Origin of the sequence: Streptomyces sp. NBC_00386, from assembly GCF_036063235.1 — a bacterium.
In the GTDB taxonomy this organism is placed as follows: domain Bacteria; phylum Actinomycetota; class Actinomycetes; order Streptomycetales; family Streptomycetaceae; genus Streptomyces.
The window spans coordinates 10156205-10175249 of record NZ_CP107950.1 but is presented as its reverse complement, the minus strand read 5'-3'; the positions used below and the strand labels follow the sequence as shown (position 1 = coordinate 10175249).

At 67.3% G+C, this 19045-nt stretch carries 11 protein-coding genes and 1 pseudogene; 5 read left to right on the top strand and 7 right to left on the bottom strand.

Annotated elements, in window-relative coordinates:
• Positions 1 to 11: 11 nt before the first annotated feature.
• The 4 genes and pseudogenes from OG780_RS44385 to OG780_RS44370 all read left to right on the top strand — a co-directional run.
• Entirely contained in the window at positions 12 to 2102 is a 2091-nt protein-coding gene (locus OG780_RS44385; RefSeq protein WP_328443355.1) for a transposase, read from the top strand.
• Entirely contained in the window at positions 2099 to 3130 is a 1032-nt protein-coding gene (locus OG780_RS44380) for a TniB family NTP-binding protein (protein ID WP_328443357.1), read from the top strand. Before OG780_RS44385 ends, OG780_RS44380 begins: the two co-directional genes overlap by 4 nt.
• Positions 3127 to 4041, top strand: coding sequence for a TniQ family protein (locus OG780_RS44375; protein ID WP_328443359.1), 915 nt, complete (start codon positions 3127 to 3129; stop codon positions 4039 to 4041). The genes OG780_RS44380 and OG780_RS44375 overlap by 4 nt, the downstream gene beginning before the upstream one ends.
• A 269-nt stretch (positions 4042 to 4310) precedes the next feature.
• Positions 4311 to 4565 (top strand): annotated as a pseudogene (locus OG780_RS44370) (tyrosine-type recombinase/integrase); the annotation flags it as partial.
• Between the two features lie 155 nt (positions 4566 to 4720).
• Here OG780_RS44370 and OG780_RS44365 read toward each other — a convergent pair.
• The 6 genes from OG780_RS44365 to OG780_RS44340 form a co-directional block, all read right to left on the bottom strand.
• Positions 4721 to 5290 (bottom strand): hypothetical protein, encoded by a 570-nt coding sequence (locus OG780_RS44365; RefSeq protein ID WP_328443361.1) that lies wholly within the window; start codon positions 5288 to 5290, stop codon positions 4721 to 4723.
• Positions 5291 to 5292: 2 nt separating this feature from the next.
• Positions 5293 to 12390, bottom strand: a complete 7098-nt coding sequence (locus tag OG780_RS44360; RefSeq protein ID WP_328443363.1) for an RHS repeat-associated core domain-containing protein — start codon at positions 12388 to 12390, stop codon at positions 5293 to 5295.
• Positions 12391 to 13262: 872 nt separating this feature from the next.
• Positions 13263 to 13820 carry a hypothetical protein gene (locus OG780_RS44355; RefSeq protein WP_328443365.1) on the bottom strand — a complete coding sequence of 186 codons (558 nt, stop codon included), beginning with the start codon at positions 13818 to 13820 and terminating at the stop codon, positions 13263 to 13265.
• A gap of 208 nt (positions 13821 to 14028) precedes the next feature.
• Entirely contained in the window at positions 14029 to 15591 is a 1563-nt protein-coding gene (locus tag OG780_RS44350) for an ISL3 family transposase (RefSeq protein WP_328443367.1), read from the bottom strand.
• Between the two features lie 342 nt (positions 15592 to 15933).
• The gene (locus tag OG780_RS44345) at positions 15934 to 16170 is read right to left on the bottom strand and encodes a hypothetical protein (RefSeq protein WP_328443369.1); all 237 of its coding nucleotides are present in this window, start codon (positions 16168 to 16170) and stop codon (positions 15934 to 15936) included.
• 990 nt (positions 16171 to 17160) lie between these two features.
• Positions 17161 to 17355: a hypothetical protein gene (locus OG780_RS44340; RefSeq protein ID WP_328443371.1), complete on the bottom strand. Its 195-nt coding sequence runs from the start codon at positions 17353 to 17355 to the stop codon at positions 17161 to 17163.
• A 509-nt stretch (positions 17356 to 17864) separates the two neighbouring features.
• Here OG780_RS44340 and OG780_RS44335 point away from each other — a divergent pair.
• Positions 17865 to 18065: a hypothetical protein gene (locus OG780_RS44335; RefSeq protein ID WP_328443373.1), complete on the top strand. Its 201-nt coding sequence runs from the start codon at positions 17865 to 17867 to the stop codon at positions 18063 to 18065.
• 14 nt (positions 18066 to 18079) lie between these two features.
• Here the strand turns inward: OG780_RS44335 and OG780_RS44330 are convergent, their stop codons facing one another.
• Complete coding sequence (locus tag OG780_RS44330; protein ID WP_328443375.1) at positions 18080 to 18418, bottom strand: MerR family transcriptional regulator; 339 nt, start codon at positions 18416 to 18418, stop codon at positions 18080 to 18082.
• Between the last annotated feature and the right edge of the window lie 627 nt (positions 18419 to 19045).

Sequence of the window (19045 nt, the reverse complement as noted above, 5' to 3'; positions counted from 1 at the left end):
GGGGGCGCCGCGTGGCCGCTGCGAGCGGCCGGCAGGTGAAGCTGGGCGCGTATGTGACGTTCCAGGGCTGTACCTGGCAGGTGGCCGCGGTGGCCGGTGCGTCGGTGACGCTGGTCGGCGAGGACGGGCAGACGGCGTCGGTGCTGGCCTCGCTGCTGTTCGCCGACCCGGGTTTCACCGTGGTGGGCTCCCCCAGTGCGGGAGTGCGGCAGTGGGGGCTGTTGGAGTCGGTGCCCGCCCGGGAGCGGGAGCGGGCTCTGGCCTGGCAGCGGCACATCCGCGAGATCGAGACCGGGCTGCCCGACGGCCTGGGCAGTGCCGGGATGCCGCGGCCCGAGTACGACCCGCAGCGCACATCGATGGCCGAGCGGGAGCAGGCCAAGGCCGACGAACTCACCAGACTGGGCTGGCCGCGGGTCAGCCGGGCCACCGTGCGCCGCATGCGCGCCCGCTACCACGGCCAGGGGTTGTGGGGTCTGATCCCGCGCCGCAAACCCTCCAGTGCGACCGGGCAGGCCGATGAGCGGGTGGTGGCCGCGGTGCTGGAGGCACTGCGCCGCCAGCGCGGCCGCTCCAAGGGCACGCTGAAGGGGCTGCGGGAGCTGACCGGGCACATCCTGGCCGACACCCACGGGCCGGGCACGGTGGCACTGCCCGCGCCGTCGACGTTCAACCGGCTGGCGCGGGTACTGGCCGACCCGCTGGAGCATCCCGGACGGCCGGCCCGCACCGCAACGGCCGCGCCGGTGCGGCCCTTCACGCCGACGGTGGCGCTGCGGCCGGGCGAGCTGGTGCAGATCGACACCACCCGCCTCGATGTGATGGCCATCGGCGAGGACGGCCGTGCGGTGCGCCCGGAACTCACGATCGCTCTCGACGTGGCGACCAGGTCGGTGGTGGCGGCCGTGCTGCGCGAGGAGGGCACCAAGGCCGTGGACGCCGCCCTGCTGCTGGCGGAGATGGCCGTACCGCACCCGGTGCGGCCCGGCTGGGGCGAGCAGCTGCGCCTGGCGCACGCCGCCGTCCCCTACGACCGGCTCCTCGCCCTGGATGGACGGCTTCAGTCGGCGGCGGCGCGGCCGGTGGTGGTGCCGGAGACGATCGTCATCGACCGCGGGGCCATCTTCGTCTCCGCCGCGTTCCTGGCCGCCTGCGAGACCCTGGGGGTGAGCGTGCAGCCCGCGCCGCCGCGCTCCCCGGCCGCCAAGGGCGCGGTGGAAAGGACGTTCAAAAGCATCAACTCGTTGTTCGCGCAGCACGTTGCCGGCTACACCGGCCCCCACGTCCTGGCGCGCGGCGAGGCGGTGCAGGACGAAGCCCGGTTCACGGTGGCGCAGTTGCAGGAGCTGCTGGACGAATGGATCACCGCGTGCTGGCAGCACCGCCCGCACGACGGGCTGCGCCACCCCCTGCTGCCGAAGAAGGCGCTGGCCCCCAACGAGATGTGGGGCGCGCTGCTGGGCGCGTGCGGGTACGTGCCGTGGCCGCTGGGCGGCACCGACTACCTGGAACTGCTGCCGGTGCGCTTCCATCCCGTCACCGGCCGCGGCATCCGCATCAACCACCGCACCTACGACCACGCCGTGCTCAACGAGCACCGCGGACGGCCCTGCCCCGCCTCCCCCGGCGGCAGGTGGGAGATCCACCTCAACCCGCACGACGTACGGCAGATCTACATCCGGCTGCCCGACGGGCACCTGCACGAGATCCCGTGGATCCACCGCGACCACGTCCACGCCCCCATGGGCGAGACCGCCTGGCGCCACATCCGCGCCGCCCTCGGCCGGCGCACAGACCGCGAGAAGCACGAAGTGGCCCTCGCGGAGGCCGCCGACCAGGTCCTGCGCCGCGCCCGTCCCCTGCCCGGCCCCGGCGCACCCGCCGCAGCAACCGGCCGCCAGGTGCCGGCGGCAGGCGGGGCGGGCCCGCAGACAGCAGGTGACGACGCACAGACCGGGGGCAGGGAGGACGCCGAGGACAGTCTCGACGCCGTCGACGCCCGCACCCATGTCGATGACGACAGCCAAACCGGCGGCGATGAGCCCCCGGCGCCGGCCCGATTCGCGCTGTACGACGCCTTCGAGGAGGCCGAGCACTGGTGACCAGCCCCGACACCACGCCCCCCGTCGAGGAAACATCCGCGCAGGCAGTCACCACCTTCGATGCCTTCGCCCGCTTCGCCCACGCCGCCCCGCCCGCGCCGCCGCAGCCCGGCCAGACACCGCGCTCGCTGGAGGAACGCCTGGCCTACCACTCGCGGTTCGTCACCGTGCGCACCCCGGCCATCGAGACCCTGGCACGCCAGGTACGCACACTGATGATCCTCGGACGGCACCAGCACATCACCGCCCGGCCATCACTGATCGTCACCGGGCCGGCCACCACCGGCAAGACCACCGCGCTGCTGCAGGTCGGCCGGACCTGCCACCTCGCCCACACCCGCCGTGCCGCCCCGGGCGACGACAGTGTGCCGGTGGCCTATGTGCTGGTGCCGCCCGGCGCCACCGCCAAGACACTGGCCGGGGAGTTCGCCCGCTACCTCGGCATCCCCGTCACCACGCGCATGACCACCGCGCAGATCACCACAGCCGTCTGCCACACCTACACCGCGGCCGGGGTCAAGCTCGTGCTGATCGACGAGATCCACCGCCTCAACCCGCGCACCTCCACCGGCGCCGAGGCCGCCGACTGGCTCAAAGACCTCACCGAACGCGTCCCCGCCACGTTCGTCTACGCGGGCATCGACGTCACCGCCAGCGCAGTATTCTCCGGGGTGCGCGGGGCGCAACTGGCTGGGCGGGCCTCCCTGATCGACTGCGGGGCGCTGCCCGCGCGGGCCGGCGAGCGCGAACCGTTCCGCGAGCTGATCGCCGCTCTGGAAGCTGCCCTTGACCTGAGCGCGCACCGGCCGGGCAGCCTGCCCAGGCTGGCTCCCTACCTGCACGAGCGGACCGCCGGACGGATCGGCAGCCTGGCCCCCCTGATCCGCCAGGCCGCCATCGAAGCCATCCTGGCCGGCAGCGAGCACATCACCAGAACACTGCTGGACTCCATTGCGCTGGACCACCTCGCCGAGGAGCACTACCGGCCCCGCACCCCCGCCCGCCGCGCCCGGCCCACCGACCGGTGACCACCCCCACCGCGCCCCGCCCCGCCGTGCGAGCCGCAACCATGTGGCCCACCCCGCCCGGCGCACTGCGCGTGAGACCGCTGCCCCGCGAGGCCACCGCCTCCTACCTCACCCGCCTCGCAGCCGCCTACCACCTCAGTGCCGCCCAGCTCCTGGACGGCCTGCACATCACCACCACCGGCACCCCCGCCGCCCCGCCCGCCACCGAAATCCACCTCAGCAACGAAGCCGCCCGCCGCCTGTCCGGCTTCACCCGCATCCCGCCCGCACACCTCGCCCGCGCCCTGGCCCGCCGGCCCCCGCCCGCCGCCATCGGCACGGCCCGCGCCGCCACCGCCCGCTGGCAGCCCGCCCAGCCCGCGATGCAGCCGCTGCCTGCGTGCACCGCCTGCACCGCTCACCGCAGCCCGCACAAAGCCGTCCCCGCATGGATCCACCCGGCACCGGGCCTGCCCCGGGCTCTCATCTGCACCCGCCACCAGCAAGCCTCAAGCGACCCCAGACAGCGCACCCCCCTCAAGATCCGTGCTGTCCCCGAACTCACCCGTGCCCGACTCACCACCCGCCGCCCGCCCACGGCGGCCTCCCTGAGCTGGGCATCGACGATCACCACACGCTGGTACGACCACCACCAACACCTCCACCAGCGCTGGCACACCCGCCTGCACCGGCTCACCACCACCAACCCCCACCTCGCCCCAGGCCCGGCCTCACCCGCCCTGACCTGCCGGAACCTGATCATCTACCCCGAAACCCTCACCCTCGCCACAGCCCTCGACCGCCTGCCCCCACACCCCCTGACACCCACCCAGCAGACCGCCTTCCTCCACGACCTCGCCAGCCGCCTCCAACTGCCCCGCCTCGCACCCGCCGACCACGACCTGCTCCACCAACGCCTCACCGCCCGCTGAACGGCCCACACCCCTTGCCGCCCCGACCCTCACACAACCGGCCGGCACCGGTACCTACAGGCGCGCCAACCACACTGAGCAACAACCGCCGCCCCACCCAGCTCACTGCGCAACACCAAACAGCCAGCTCAGCCCACGAATCCCCCGGCGCCGGACACGCGACTCCACGTAAACCCCACCGGACGGAACAGACCCACCGCTCAGCACAACTGAACAACGCCAGGCCACAACCAAGATCAATAAGCAAACGCGTCAGCTACGCCACAAGCGCCGGACTCCGGACCATCCGCTTCCACGATCTCAGCCACTCCACCGCCACCCTGCTCCTGGAACAGGGCGTCGACCTCGTCGTCATCAAGGAACTCCTCGGCCACGCCCACATCGGCGTCTACGCTCACGTACGCCTCCGCCTCCAGCGCCAGGCCATCGACACCCTCGGCAACGCCCTCAACCCGACCGCCCCCCCCCCCCCCCCCCCCCCCCCCCCCCCCGACGACCCGCCCGCCGCTGCCGCCGTCCGCTGACGTTGCCGTCAAACGGCGACAGGGGCCCCACCGGAGATCACTCCGGTGGGGCCCCTGTCCATTCGCCTTCATTCCCTAGAAATTGCACCGACCAGGAATTGATAGAGGCGAACACGTGAAGCCTGGATGCATCGAATGAGGTACCACGATTCGATCTATCCGCACGAAGATGTGGCGCTCGCTGGAATCTTGTATGCAGCCGCAAGGGCCTTATCGAAGATCACGAGCAGAGCGTCAGGCATATACGTGAATCCCGCACCATCAGCCTCACCGAGTGCAATTACCACGTTCGACTCATTGGCGAATCTGAAGTTGTAGGCCCAAGGCATCTCTGGGCATCCGTCGTTAGGGATGTGCCAAGCAATACCGATGCCCGCGATCGATACACCCAAGAAACCCTCCCAATCGACGTGGTCGCTCACGTCGACGGGATCCCCGGGCAGGCTTGCGCTCGTATCTCCGGGATTCCTGAGTTCGATTGCCATCCCTTCGTTGACCCCATCCATCGCCCAGGACAGAACAAGCGCAGATCCGCTTTCCATGCCCAGCTCAACGGCCACATCGACTTCGTGAGCGCGATCTTCCCTGTGCCCTTCGGGCCATCCTTCCCCCCGCAACGCCACGTAGCGAACCGTTCTCACGGCCTCGCCCACGACAGCCTCCCGGAGTTCAGCAAGCCCCGCACCGCCATGAGCCAGGGCGGCCCACGGATTGATCACTGCCATGCCTAATACCGCCCGAAGTATTGGAACTGCCCATTTGCATCGAAGGTCGCGCCGATCCCGCGCCCACCAGCGGGGTCCGGCATGATGTACCGCGTCCCGCCAGCGAAGTTTCCAGAATTAACAGGAGACTTAGCGGTCTTCGGGTTGGTCAGAATATCGTCCAACAGATCCTGGCCAGCGGATTTTAGCTGCTTACCTGGAACCACGGGGAGATCCCCACGGTTCATATGCTTCTGATATTCGCGTCCCGCATGAGTCATATTCCCCTTAGCCGGACGCATCCCGCTCTGCGAAAGAGCATCCAAGTCGGGGCATCCACCAGAATTGTGAACGAGGACCGGTGTCTTGCCCGCCAGCACATAGTACGTGTGAAGGCCGTCGACCGTGAGGTTGTAGGTACGAGCTTGCCCGATGTAGCTGCGGTTACCGGTGATGATGACCGTGTCGCCGTCGTCGGTGAGCAGGGTCATCCCCGATTTGAGCTTGCCAGCCGGGGTCCATTTCCCTTCGGATGGGGACCAGAACGGGTGTCCGGACGTTGCCGTAAGTTTCTCAACGCCGTCGGCTGTGGCGATAGACAACTCGTTGAAGCTCTTGTCATCGTCGGTGACGATCAGTTGGGTCACCTTGCGGCGGCCCGTTTTACCCGACTCGGGGTCGGTCGCGACTACTTCATCGCCTACCTTGACATCCTCGATGTCCTTTGTTTTTCCGCCTGCCATGAGGACGTCTGTGCCAGCCAGGAAGCACTTGCAGTCCGAAAGGGCGAGCTTCCCCATCTTCGACAGCTTCGCCAGTCGTAGCACCTTCAGAACCGGGAGGTTCATCGTGATCTGGGCAGTGCAGCTCCAGGTCAGATCTTTGGCGCACTGTCCCGCCTGACTGAAGTCAAAGACGAAGAAATTGAAGAGTTCCTTACCCTGCTTGAATCTGCGGTTCTCTCCCTGCGGAAGGACCCCTAGGAATGTGGCCCCGCCTTCCAGCATGGTTTCTTTGAAAACCATTTGCGTCGAACCCGACGAGATAGTGATTGTGGTGACGGTCGACCCGTCATCACCTATGGGATCTCTTTTTTCCTCATACGCGTTCCAGGTGCCGTCGTCGTTCTGGGTGAAATTCTCCCTGGTGCCGTCCGAACAGAGGCCGGCGGTTCCGCATTGGCCGACTGGCTTGAGTCCGCTGGGGTCGGAGTAGTTGATGGGGTCGTTGTTGCTGTAGCTGTAAGCGGAAAGGTTTTGCGGGTCATACGGGACGCTGAGGGGGTCTGGGCTGAGGAAGCGTCCCAGGTTGGGGTCGTAGGCGCGGGCTCCGAGGAGGGACAGGCCGGTGCTGGTGTCTTCGGTTTTGCCCAGGAAGCCGTTGCTGGTGCCAGTGGGCAGGCTGCCGCTGCGTTCGTCGCCGAAGGGGGTGTAACGGCGGCGGGTTGCAGTGCCGCTGATGGCGTCGACCGTGAGTTGGGTGGAGGCCTGGTTGTCGGCCATCAGGTAGGTGACTTTGCCGTCGGCGCTCGTGTTGCCGGTGGTGGTGCGCATGGCGACGGTGGCTCCGTCGATGCTGTAGTACCGGGTGGCGCTGACCTGGGAGCCGTCGTTGCGCAGTTCCATGCCGCCGATGTAGGCGACGGTTTCTGTGGGGGTGGTGCGGACGGCGAGGTCACCGGTGGCGTCGTAGACGTAGCGGGTCAGGGTGCTGCCGCCGGTCGTGGGGGTTGCCTTGACGGTGGAGAGCTGGCCCAGCTTGGTCCAGGTGTAGTCGGTGGTGACGTTCGGTTCGATGCGCTTGAGCATCGTGCCGTCGTAGTCGTAGGTGAGGGTGTCGGTGCCGGTGGTGGTGCTGACGTCGTTGCTGGTGGTGATGTGGTTGATCTTGCGAATGCCGTGGGGCTGGTCGGCGTTGGCGGTGGTCCAGGTACCGGAGTCGTTGTATCCGGGGTAGAGGTAGTCGCGGGTGGTGTCCGTGCCGCTGTGGTCGGTGTCCTTGACGGACTGCAGGTTCCCAAGGCGGTCGTAGCTGTACGCGGTCTGGTACGGGGACGTTCCGGTGAAGTCCGAGTACGACGGCCATATGCAGCTGCCGGCGCGAGTGTAGGCGTCGGTGAGACGGGCCTGATCGTCATAGTTGAAGCACTGGGACTGGACGGGCTGTCCGTCGGCTTCTTCCTTCAGACTTGTGATCTTGCCGCTGCGGTCGTAGCCGTAGGTGTCCTTCTGTGATTCGGTGACGAGCTGGTTGGCAGTGGTGGTGGTGGAGATGCCCTGCAGCCAGCGGGTGCCGGTGGTGTCCTGGTAGCTGTACGAGCGCTTGGTGGTGACAGCGTCACCGGGGCCATCGATGGGGTTGGTCGGCTTGCCGTAGAAGCGGTCGAGCAGGCGGCTGTACGGGTCGTAGGCGGTGGCGCTGACGTAGGTCTGCTGGCTGGAGGTGAGGCTGTCGGGCTGTCCGTAGGAGTTGTAGCTGGTGGTGACGGTCTCCGCGTCCATCCCGCTGGCTGCGGGGCCCTCGGGGTATTTCACCGAGGTGACGTGGTCTGCGGCGTCGTAGGTGAGGGCGGTTGTGTAGTCGCCGGCGAGCCCGGTGACGTTGGCCGGGATGGTGACGGTCGTGCTGGTCGGGCGGCCGCGGCCGTCGAAGTTGTTGATCTTGGTGGTGTAGGTGTTGCCGCTTGTATCGCGGCTGACGGCCGAGGTGATCTGCCCCTTGCCGCCGGGGATGGTCGGCCCGTCCCAGCTCCACGCGGCCAGTTCATCGGCCCCGCTGGTCACAGACATCTTGCGGCCCAGGGTGTCGTAGTCGTAGGTGAGAACCGTCTTCGGGGTGCCGAGAGTGCCGCCGCTGTCGGCTGTCGGGTAGTTGCTGCTTGTTTTGGTGATCTGCCCGGCTTTGTTGTACTCGGCGGTGGATACGCCAGCGTCTGGGTCGTCGGTTTTGATGCGCTGGCCGGCCCAGTCGTAGGTGTAAATGGTGTTGTTGCCGAGCGGGTCGCTGATCTGCTTCAGCTGACCGGTGTCGGTGTAGGTGTACTGCGTGGTGAACGCGGAAGTTCCGTTGTGCTCGACGACCTTCGAGGTCTGCCCGTCCACGTTGGTGTAGGTGTCCGTGGGACCGCCGACCGAAGGGATGAAGGTGTTGTAGTCGCCGTAATAAGCGGCTGTGCTCGACCCGTACATCGATTCAACGGAGTCGGTGCCGTTGCCTACCATGATTCTGGAGGCGGTGGTGCGCCCGGCCCAGTCGATGGTGACGTCCGTATAGGACGGCAGGTCCTTCACCGCAGGGTTGGCGGGCCCACCGCCGACGCCGAAGCTCAGAACCCCGCCGTTGAGGAAGACCGCGGAGGTGCCGGTGACGTTGCCAGCTGTGTCGTAGCGGGTGACGGCCACCTGGCGGTGGCCGGTGTCGTGCTCGTCAGGCACCGGCGCTTGTGACTCCAGGGCGCGGCCCAGGCCATCGACGTAGGAGTACGTGGGCAGGTAGCTGCTCCCGGACTGAAGGGTCTGGGCGCTCACACCCGAATAGCCGTCAACGGAGTCCGGAACCCCGCTAATCGTGGAGGTCGGGATGCTGTAGCTGAACTTCAGCGACGGTGAACTGCCGGTCTCGGTGGGCTTCCACACCTCGAGGGTGCGTCCCGCGGCATCCAGCGTGTATGTGGTGATCTTCCCGTTGACATCCTCGGTTTTCGTCGGCACACCCCAGAAGCGGGAAAGGTAGACCTTGGTGGTCAGCGGAACGAGCGGGAAGGTCGGGCCGTCGGGGTCGGGTGTGGTGGTGATGATCCCGTTGACCGGCCAGTTGTCGTTCGGGCTGTAGGTGGTGGTGGTGCGGTTCTCCCTGCCGTCCTCGCTCCACACCACCCGGCCGCCGCTGTCGTAGCGGGCCTTCGTCTGCAGGAAGTCGGTCGATCCTGACGAGGCAAAGGTGTGGGTCTCGGTCGGGTTGCCGTCGACGGGGTTGTTGGCGGCGACGGAGGTGGCGCTGTCGTAGAAGGTTTCGGTGAAGCCGTCCTGGTTGGCGCCTGTGTTGCCGGCTGCGACTCGTCCATCGCACCCGGAGCCGGCGGTGTTGTAGTGCCTGGTCTCGTCGACGACGACCAGCCAGCGCTGGATGCTGGAGCCGTCGAAGAGATCGTCGTTGTAGGCGCGGCCGAAGGTGGTGCAGCGGTTGTCCGAGACGCCCTTTTCGCCCTGGTCGTCGACGCGAGAGGGCAGGCCGTACGTGTTGGCAGTGGCGACGTCGTCGAACTCGTTCTGGACGACGTGATCACGCCAGCCGGTGGAGATCTTGGTCGACGTGGTGGTTTCCGTCTCCCGGACGAAACGGGCGTCGGGCAACCCGACGTAGGTCGCGGTGGTGTGGACCCAGTACTTGTGGAACACCCGCTCGTGGGAGCTGCCAGTGTCGTCCCGCTGCGACGTCTCGATCGTGTTGCCCTGCAGCCAGGGCGAGTCGGTGTAGGAGGTGCCTTCACCGTCGGTGACGCTGACCGAGCGGGTTTTGGAGGAGTCGTCCTTGTCGGTGCGGTCGCCGTCCAGGCCGCGGTAGAGCCAGTGGAAGGTGGAGTGCTTGACGGTGCCGGTGCCAGTGGTGACTTCGACCTTCTGGTAGCCGCGCCAGTCCGACCAGGTCTCGTCGCTGTCCTTGGTGAGAGGGTCGTTGGTGAAGCGCCAGCCGGCCCCGCCCTGGTAGTCGTAGGTGGTCGTCATCTCCGGGTCGCCGTCCTGGTTGCTGGTCACCGTCGGGTCGACGGTGACCTTGGTGACCAGGAACTTCTTGAACCAGCCGGTGGTGGAATCAGTGGCGCCCTCGGGGGTCCACTTCTGCCAGTAGCAGTCCTGGGCGTTAGACGACTGCGTGGGATAGGCGTCGGAACTGCACGCGTTGGGCGAGCCGTAGGTGACGGTGGTGGTCGCGCCGAGGTCGCCGTGGATCGACTCGATACGGCGGAAGTTCAGCTCCTTGGTGCCGACCTGGTTGTCGAGGTCGATGCCGTTGAAGTTGATGACCGGCAGAACGATGTTCGTGCCGGTGCCGTACGCCTTGCGCTGTACGTAGTCCAGCCACAGCGTCTTGCCGATCGAGCCGCTCGGGTTGGGCAGGCCGTGCTTGGTCTGGTACTGCTGCACCACATCCCAGCCGTTGGCAGACGTGTTCAGGACAGAGGTCTTGATGTCCCACAGCATGTCCTTGGTGAAGAACGTGGGGAAGTACGTCTTGCCCGCGCAGTAGTAGTCCGTCGAGCTTCCATCGCACATCAGATCGATGGGCACGTCCGGATACGACGATGGATTTCCAGAGATCGACGGACAGGGCTTCGGCTCGCTGCGCAGCGGGTCCGCATCCGCCATCCGCTCCACGCAGCGGCCCACATGGGTCAGTTCGACCCGGCCGGTCGGCTTGGAGCCGGGGATCTGGGTCGCCCACCCGTACTGGATGTCGCGCAGGTAGCCGCCGGCGGTGTAGGAGCGGGCTTTGTCGGTCTGTTCGGCGATGGACCGGTAGTAGTTGGTTTCCTTGTCGTAGAAGTAGACGGCCTCGACCTCGTTGGCGTCTACGACACGGTCCAGGTTCCACCGCCAGGCCTGCGTGCACGGCACCGGGAACTTGTCACGGCAGGGCTCGCCGGTGTTGTTGCCCACCACCGGAACGGTGAAGACCGAGGCTGTCGCGCTGCCGGTGCGCTCGGAGCGGCCCCAGCCGAAGTAGTAGCGCTGACCGGTCTGGGGGGAGATCACCCAGTACTCGTCGTCCGCACCGTGCCCGCCGGTCAGGTGCTGCACCCGCCAGCCCGGGTCGTCTTGCACGTGGTAGGAGCCGGTGCCGGTGCCGTCCTGGATGAGCTTGGAAGAGACGCCGTTGAGGTTGATGACGTAGACGGCGCCGTCCGGCTCTGTCGCGGTGTTCGGCGAGTCCCAGCACAGGTCGCCGATGCCCGTGCCGTCCTGGCTGCAGTTGCGGTAGCGGCGCTCGATGAACCCGACGCTCAGGTCCCAGCCCATACCAACCCAGGAGGCCTGGTTGTTGGTGGCCGAGGTGCGGCCGTCCACCGACTGCGAGTTGTACGTCATCGCCAGCGACGGCGCCGACCCCATGACCGGCTTGGGCAGGTCCACCGGCAGGCTGTAGGCGAAGGCACCCGACCCAGTCGAAACATCCCAGGAGCCGGTCGGCGACAACGTCGAGGCCCGGTAGTCGCCCGCATCCGAAGACGAGCTGCTGGTGACCGCGTACACGCTGGCCGAACCGCTCCCCAGCTGCGAGGACAGGCCGCTGCTGTCGGGCTCTGCGACCACGGTCGCGGTCAGCGTGCCCTTGGCGGTGTCGTTGTCGACGGGGACGAATTCGCGGCTGGTGCAGCCGTCGGCGTCGGGGGTCTCCAACGCGCAGGCTGGCAGCTTCACCAGCCGCAGCCGGGAGGCGAAGTCGCCACCGTAGGCGTACTTGAAGCCGGAGTAGTCGATCCTGACCTGTACGTGCCCGGGCTCAGCCACTCCGTCGGAGCGGGTGACCTGGAGACCGAGTCCAACACCTCCGGCCGGCGCGATGTCCTCGCGGTCCAGTACCCGCACGTCGACCTGCTCGGGAGACACGGGGTCGTCGGCAGGCTCGGTCGAAGCAGAAACCGAAGGAGAGACTGAGTCCGATGCGGAGTCGGAGGGCTCGGGTTCGGAGGTCACGCTCGCTTCCGGCACGGGTGACGTGCTGGCCTCTTCGGGGCTGTCCGAGGGGACGGGGTCCGTGGACGGTGAGGCGTCATCGTCCGTGAGGCGTGCCGAGCCCAGCTGGGAGGCCGGCCCTTCCTCCTCGGGCACGGGTGCCACCTCGACGACGTCCGCGACCTCGGTCGCGTCCTGGCCCTGCGACGGCGAGGCGGACGGACTCGGTGTCACTGTGCCAGGATCGCCGGGGTCCGCCTGCGACAGATCCACTGTCGCCTCGGCCGCCGTCGGCCAGTCCGGCTTCGGCAGAGCCTTGCCGACCTCTTCCGCCTGCTGGTCTGGCACCGTGCCCAGCGACTGTGACGGCACGACTGGTATCGCATCCTCCGCAGCCGCCGCCTGGCCCGGCGACACCACCGACATCGTCGACAGCAAGCCAGCCATCACAGCGCCGGCTAGCCCAACCGATAGGAAACGCGAGCGCCTTACGGCCACCCGACCCCCCTCACACATGCCACCTGCAGCTCGTGCAAGGGCAGTCCAATGAATCCTCTGCCGCCCTCCGGACATGCCGAATACGCCCATCAGCACGGTGGGCTCGGCGTGGCCCGGAATTTGATCAGTGAACCGGGACAGTAGTTCTTGTGAATCAGGTGTGAAAAGAGGATTCGATCATGGGTTGCCCCAAGAGGCTGTGATCTTGTCCACAACCAGACAGCCTGCAAGTGCAGGCCCCTGACCTGCACTTCAGGCACAAGCACCAGTCCGCTTGTCGGTCGTGTGCGGCATGAGGTTCGTGCTCCGGATGCCTCCGGGCGGCAGCCGTGGAGGAATGCCTGCACGGACACCGAGAATCGCGTGTTGAGGGACCGGGCGTTCGTCGGTCTGGTCGCCGTGCTCTACCCGAGCCTCGTGCCGGCGCTCGGACTCGCTGTGGCCGCGTTCATGGCCCTGGCGTTCTTCCTGAAGCTGTGACTGCCATGGCGCGGCCCGGCTCAACACCGGGCCGCGCTGGCCGCTATAGCCGGACCTGGGACGGCGCACAGCAATACGTGTTCACCACTGACCTGTTCCGCTGCTCGCAGTGCCGGGTACGAGGTGGTGGCCCGGGACGCGGACGGCCCGAAGGTGCCGCCGACCGGCGGTTGTACATGACCGCCACACCCCGCGCCAGCCACGCACCCATCGGCGGCGCGCGATGCTTGCCCGGTCCGCCCGGTCAGGTGGCGCCGGAGCTACTGCGCTGGGCGGGGCCTGTGCCGCTCATGAGCGTACTCGTGGGGTTGCGTTGGGGTGGCGTTCGCGCTGGCACCGACTCATGGCGACGGCCACGGAGGTCTTGATGGCGTATGGCATTCCTTTTTGCCCCCCGGCTTGGACGGGGCGTCACAGATCCACAGGTCACGTGCCGCCATGTCACGATTCCAGTCGGCCACCGTGAACGTCCGGCTGGACACGGTGAGCACTTGGTCTTGGACGGTGCTCTCTGGGACCTCGACTCCGGCACGGAGCTGCTGGAGAACCTCGGAGCGGCTGCGATGCGCACCGGTCTTGCCGACCGCTGTGGCCGTCGTGAGGAACGCGTCGCGGCCTGTGGCCTCGTCGCTGTTGCCCGTCGCCGAGAACGCGACGTAGCTCAGCTTCACCCCCTCATACGCGCCCGGGTAGGTCTGCGCATCGATGCTGTGTTCTCGACGACTGTGTTGATGTCCGCGGCCAGCACGGGTGGCTTCGTAACTGAGAGCGGGGTTCTGGCACACATTCCGTGAGAGCGGTGGACGAGTCTCTTCTGATCGGCAGACTGGAGCGATGCGGATAGAGAGCGTCGCCAGGATCCAGGCAGTCAGGCTCGCCGTGACGGTCGGTGCAGTCATTGCCGCTCCAGTCCTGTTTGTGGCTGGGACTCTGTTGCGCCGCCGCATGTTGCGTCGCTACTACCGCGAGGACGGTTCGGGCCTTATGAGCAAAGAGGACGGTTGGGTGAGCCCGGGGTACTTCGTCGTCACCAACATGGTTGTTCGAGCCCTCTGCTGGCCGTCGGAGTACGTACTCCGACGGCTTCGTCCTGCCTGACCAGGGCAGTCATCGGGCGGCGGCGGTGAGAAGTACCCGTTTACGGAGGAGCGGGAGCTTGGCGCGGCCGAACATCTGGCGCTTGACCATCTTGATGTGGTTGACCCGGCCTTCGACGGGACCGGAGTTCCAGTGACTCGTCAGGCCCTGGACGACGGCGCCCCAGTCCTTCTCCAGGCCGGTGGCGAAAGAGTGGAGGCCCGGAAGCTCCTCGGCTCGCGCGCTGACGACCCATTCCTTCAGATGCTGGCCGGTGCGAGTGGTGAGGATGGCAGCGAAGCTGCGGACAAGGCGGTGGGCCGCCGCGAGCTCCGGGCAACGGGTAAGGACTTCGGTCAGCTGTTTTCCCTCACTCTCCGAGAGCCGGTCGGGGTGACGCATGATCCACCCAGTGACTTGTCGGAGTCCTGGTGGCGCGGGCCCGACGACGCGGATACGGCGTCGGCGTCGTGGCCGTAGATAGTCGCTGATGATCTGGTAGCTGCCGCGGTAGCCGAGGTCCTGGAGCTCGGAGTGGAGCTGGATCGCGTTGATGCCCCCTTCTGCCCAGCGTTTGTCCAGGTGGGACTTGTAGGGGTCGAGCTGGCTTGGCCGAGGTTGCTGTCGGCCGCCGAGTAACTCCTCAGGAGTTGCCGCGCGGGCGCATCGGCGGACCGTGTTTCCACCCATGTGTAACTCGCGAGCGATCTCTCGAATGCCATGGCCCTGGTGGAGGAGCGCGTGGACGATGGCGTGACGTTCACGGATACGGGCTTCGATCGGCGACATCTCCCTTGCCGACGGCGGTTCAATATCCGGCAGTTCACCCAGGCCGGAGCCGGGTGACCGCAGGCAGACGGTGTGCCGGCGCACGCATTGTTCCACCGCGGTGCCAAGGTTCTGCCACAGGTGAAAGCGGTCAACGACCTGGACTGCCTGTGGGGCCCCAACGCGGGCGCCCTCAGCGTAGGAGCCGGCACGATCCCGGCAGATCACCTCGATCCCAGGATGCTCACGCAGCCACGTGGCCAGCGTCCCCGCGTCCCGTCCTGGCAGCAGGGCGAGCGGTTTGCGGGTCTCGCAGTCGATGAGCACGGTCCCGTAGTGCTGCCCACGGCGGGTGGCAAAATTATCGACCCCGAGCACCTTGGGCGCTTCCCAGTAGGGATCAGGAAGGGCCATCAGCAGCCGCAGCAGCGTCGTCCGGCTGACCGCACTGTGCAGTGTTACGGCCAGCCGGGCGCCAGCGCGGCCTGCGAGCGCGACGGCCAGGGCCTCCAGAACCCGGCGCGAAGCAGGCGTCCGTCTCCCGTACCGGAAGGTCAGCCCCGCGACCTGCTCGACGAACGTACGACGCCCGCACAGGCCGTTGCCGCAGTACAAGCGCCGCACGGTCAACTCGATCAGCACCGGCTGGTCGCCGATCGGACTATCGGCCAGGCGACGCTCGTAGCAGCTGTGCACACGATTCGACGGAAGTTCACAGTCCGGGCACGGAGCAGCGCCATCGAGGGTTCTCACAACGATGTGCACCACACCGCACTCCGTGAACACCCGCTCCACCAGAACCGCTTTGAAGTGCGGAAACAGCACCGCTATGAGGTCATCACACCGCACCACGGTCTCAGATGACGGTACGTCACCGTGGCAGAACCCCGGTGATCGTCCTCACGGAATGTGTGCCAGAACCCAGGACTCACCGATAAAGCCAGTCCGGCCAGTGCGGCGGCCGTGGGCCGCTCTTCCGGGGATTTGGCCAGTGCGGACGTCACCAGGGTCAGGAGGTCGTCGGAGATCCCGGCGAGGTCGGGGCCGGCGGAGATCACTCGGGCGGCGACCGCGTCCGGTGCGCCGGTGCCGAACGGGAGGCCCCCAGGGGCGAACCGAAGGACGCTCGAGTACTAGGCGGGAGTTCGAGGCCCGGGTTCGTGTCGGTCATCGGGACGCAGGGGCCGACGAAGCGGGAGGCGCGGAAGGCTCACTTCCGTTCTCCGGCGCCGACGGACCGTTTCCTGCCCCGAACAGGAACGCCAGCAGCGTGACAACAACGAGCACGGTCCCGATTGCCGCGACCGGGTCGCCCTTCGTCTCCAGCCCAGGCTGGCTGTTCTTGGAATGGCGGTAGATGGCATAGCCGACGAGGCAGCCGACTACGAAGATCAGACCGTTCACCGGAGAGATGTACAGGTTCACCGAAGCCCTCAGAGGTTCCCGGGGCCTGCTACAGGCCCCACAACGATTGGGAAAGACCCCTCAGGGCGGTGCACGATGACACGACGGTCAAATCCGACATTCGCGTCTACCTAGCCACAAACTGAGGGGCTTTTTTTTAAGGGCCCCGGCCCTGCTGGAGAGGGAGTCAGCGTGCGGCCTGACGAACCTGCAGTGTGCCTGCGCTGAGCACACCCAGTGAACGGAGTATAGGGCGGGCACCTCCTGGAGGCGGTCGGTTCCCGGGAGTTGAACGCCTCCAGGGTCAGCTGCCTGACACCCCCGGACTGCCCTAATCAGCGGCATCGCAATGTACGTGACCTATCAGCACCCCGCCCTCGCGCAGCCGCTGAGTGTGGCCGCGGGCGTCGCAGCGGTGCTCCTGACGGCCGTCGGACTCATCGTCACTCGGCGCTGACCCCGGTCTGCTTCCTCCGGGGTGTGCGGCTACCGCCGAGACGAGTAGCACCAGAGCAGGCGCCTATTGCGGTTGGACATGGTTTCCCGGGCGGTCGCCTCGGCAAGGGGACGACCGCCCGGTCCTGCCGGAGCTGACCACAGCGGCAGAGCATCGCCTCACGTGGGGGTGAGAGGTGACGTGACACCCAGATCATCCTGCTGCCCTCTGCCCTCGAGGCGACGACTCGCCCGTCGCCGGCCGTGCTCGACGAAACTCACTCGTCCGCCTGCGGAAGGAGATGCTGTGCCGTGTCGCTCCCGGCAGGATGTCGTTAAGCCGATCGGTGCGCGGGATATCAGCGCTCTTGAGACTGCGCGCCGACCGAGGGCCCGAAGCCCAAGAGATCCGCTTCGGGCCCTCATCCCTGTGCGGTGCCCGCGTGGCGCCGGTTCTCCTGCTGTTGCAGGGTGAGGTTGCGGCGGCCCGGTGCCGACTCACCCTTCGCGGCCGGGCCGCCCCACGACTTTCCCGAACCACAGCCGTGCACCGCATCATGTCCAGGACCGGGGCGATCTCGGGTACTCGCCCGTGAGCGGGTGCAGGAGCAGCAAGCCGGCGAGGGTGTCGTCCAGCAGGCCTCGCAACGCAAGCCGGGCTTGAAGGCTGTTGTACGGCGACAGGCAGACCCTGAGGGGGGCGTGGGCTCCGCTGTCGTCACGGCTGTTCGATACGTCCTGCATCGTCATGCCATGAACAACGAGACGCGCCCGGAAGTCCGCGTGAGCCGAACGGGTACCGCGGGTGCGGCACACGAGCAGCCCGCCGTGGACCGCGCTTGCCGCTCCGACCCCGCCTCCCGTGCCCCACGTCCGGTCCTTCCTCGCGCCGGGCTCGTGGCCGGGGCGAGCGGGGAGGGCCGCCGCCCGACGCCCGACAGCCACCAGGCCGGGCCCGAGCTCTTTCCCGAACCCACCGTGCTTCTCGTGTCTGCGCCCCACCATCACCCACCACGGCCAAGGGCCTAGCCAGGAACGAAGGAGAGGGAAAAGGGTTGTCGGCACCGCGGGTCGGAGCTGTTCAAGGGGCCTGAATTGCACACAAACCCTGAACGTGCCGTCAGGGCTGGCGGTAGGGGACCTGGTAGAAAAACCGGTAGGGCGAGCGGTAGGGGGATTGGCCGTGCTGCCACACGCCGACCGCGGCGGCCGAAACCACACCCAGTGCGTGTCCGCAGGCGATGGAAATCGTTAAGCAGGTGTCGTCCCGGCCCTCCTTCCCCGGCCGGGACGCCCAGGACGCGGCGGAGATCACCCCGCTACGGGCGCGGGAAGTCGAACTCGCCACGCCGGTCGTCACGCACGCGTACTGGAACAGCCTCGCACGGGCCGACGTCCTCGCGGCCCGTAACGCGCTCAAGCACCACCACGAGCAGCAGAGGGCTGACGCCTCCAGCTAGCCGCAGACCGCTCCTTAAACAGCGGTCGTCGAGTCTGCCGTTTCGGTCTCGCGTCGGTATGCGGCGTTCAGCTGCTGGGCCTCTTCGAGCTGGTCCTCGAGGATGACGATGCGGCACGCGGCCTCGATCGGCATGCCCTGGTCGACAAGTTCGCGGGCGCGGGCTGCGATGCGCAGCTGGTAGCGGGAGTAGCGCCGATGGCCGCCCGCGGAGCGCAGCGGGGTGATCAGGCGGGCTTCGCCGATCGCGCGGAGGAAGCCCTGGGTGGTGCCGAGTATCTCGGCGGCCCGGCCCATCGTGTAGGCGGGGTAGTCGTCGTCGTCGAGCCGGCCGTAGGAGTCGTCTGCTGTCATTGCACCTCTCTCGTGGAACGCGTGGAGGGGCCCTGGCACCATGTGTGCCAGGGCCCCGAAGGAACTGCTACACCATCTGCCGGCCCTGATACTGCACCGGCCTACTGTTTCCGCACGAGCTCACGGGGGGTGAGAGCGTGTGCGGGGATCGCGGTTGCTCGACCGGAGACCACCTCACTATCGATGTCCTGCGGTACCCGGGCTCAGCCATTCCGCCCGGGCGATCCTGATGGCGCCTCGCTCCTCCGTTCTTTCCCTCTTGATCCAGCGCCTTCGAGGGGCGCTGTCTATTGCTGGTACTGCGCACTGCTCTGTACTACGGGTGATGCGAACTGCTTGGTGACCTGAGGAAGCGTCACTCTTCGGCAGCCAGCCCCGTCGCCCGTCCTGCGTCTGCTCTGGCTTAGAACCCCACTGCCGAACCTCCCGGTGCGCGCGCCCGCAGCCGACGCCTTCACCGAGGAACCACTCACATACCTTCACTGCTGGATACCGCTAACTGCACTAACGGGTACTGCAACTTCAACTGCGGTCCTGCTCACGGCGGCCCCTGATCACTGCGAGCCACCCGGTCCGATCGTCAGCCCCGTCGCCGACCTGCAACAACCCTGGCTTCGGAACTCCACC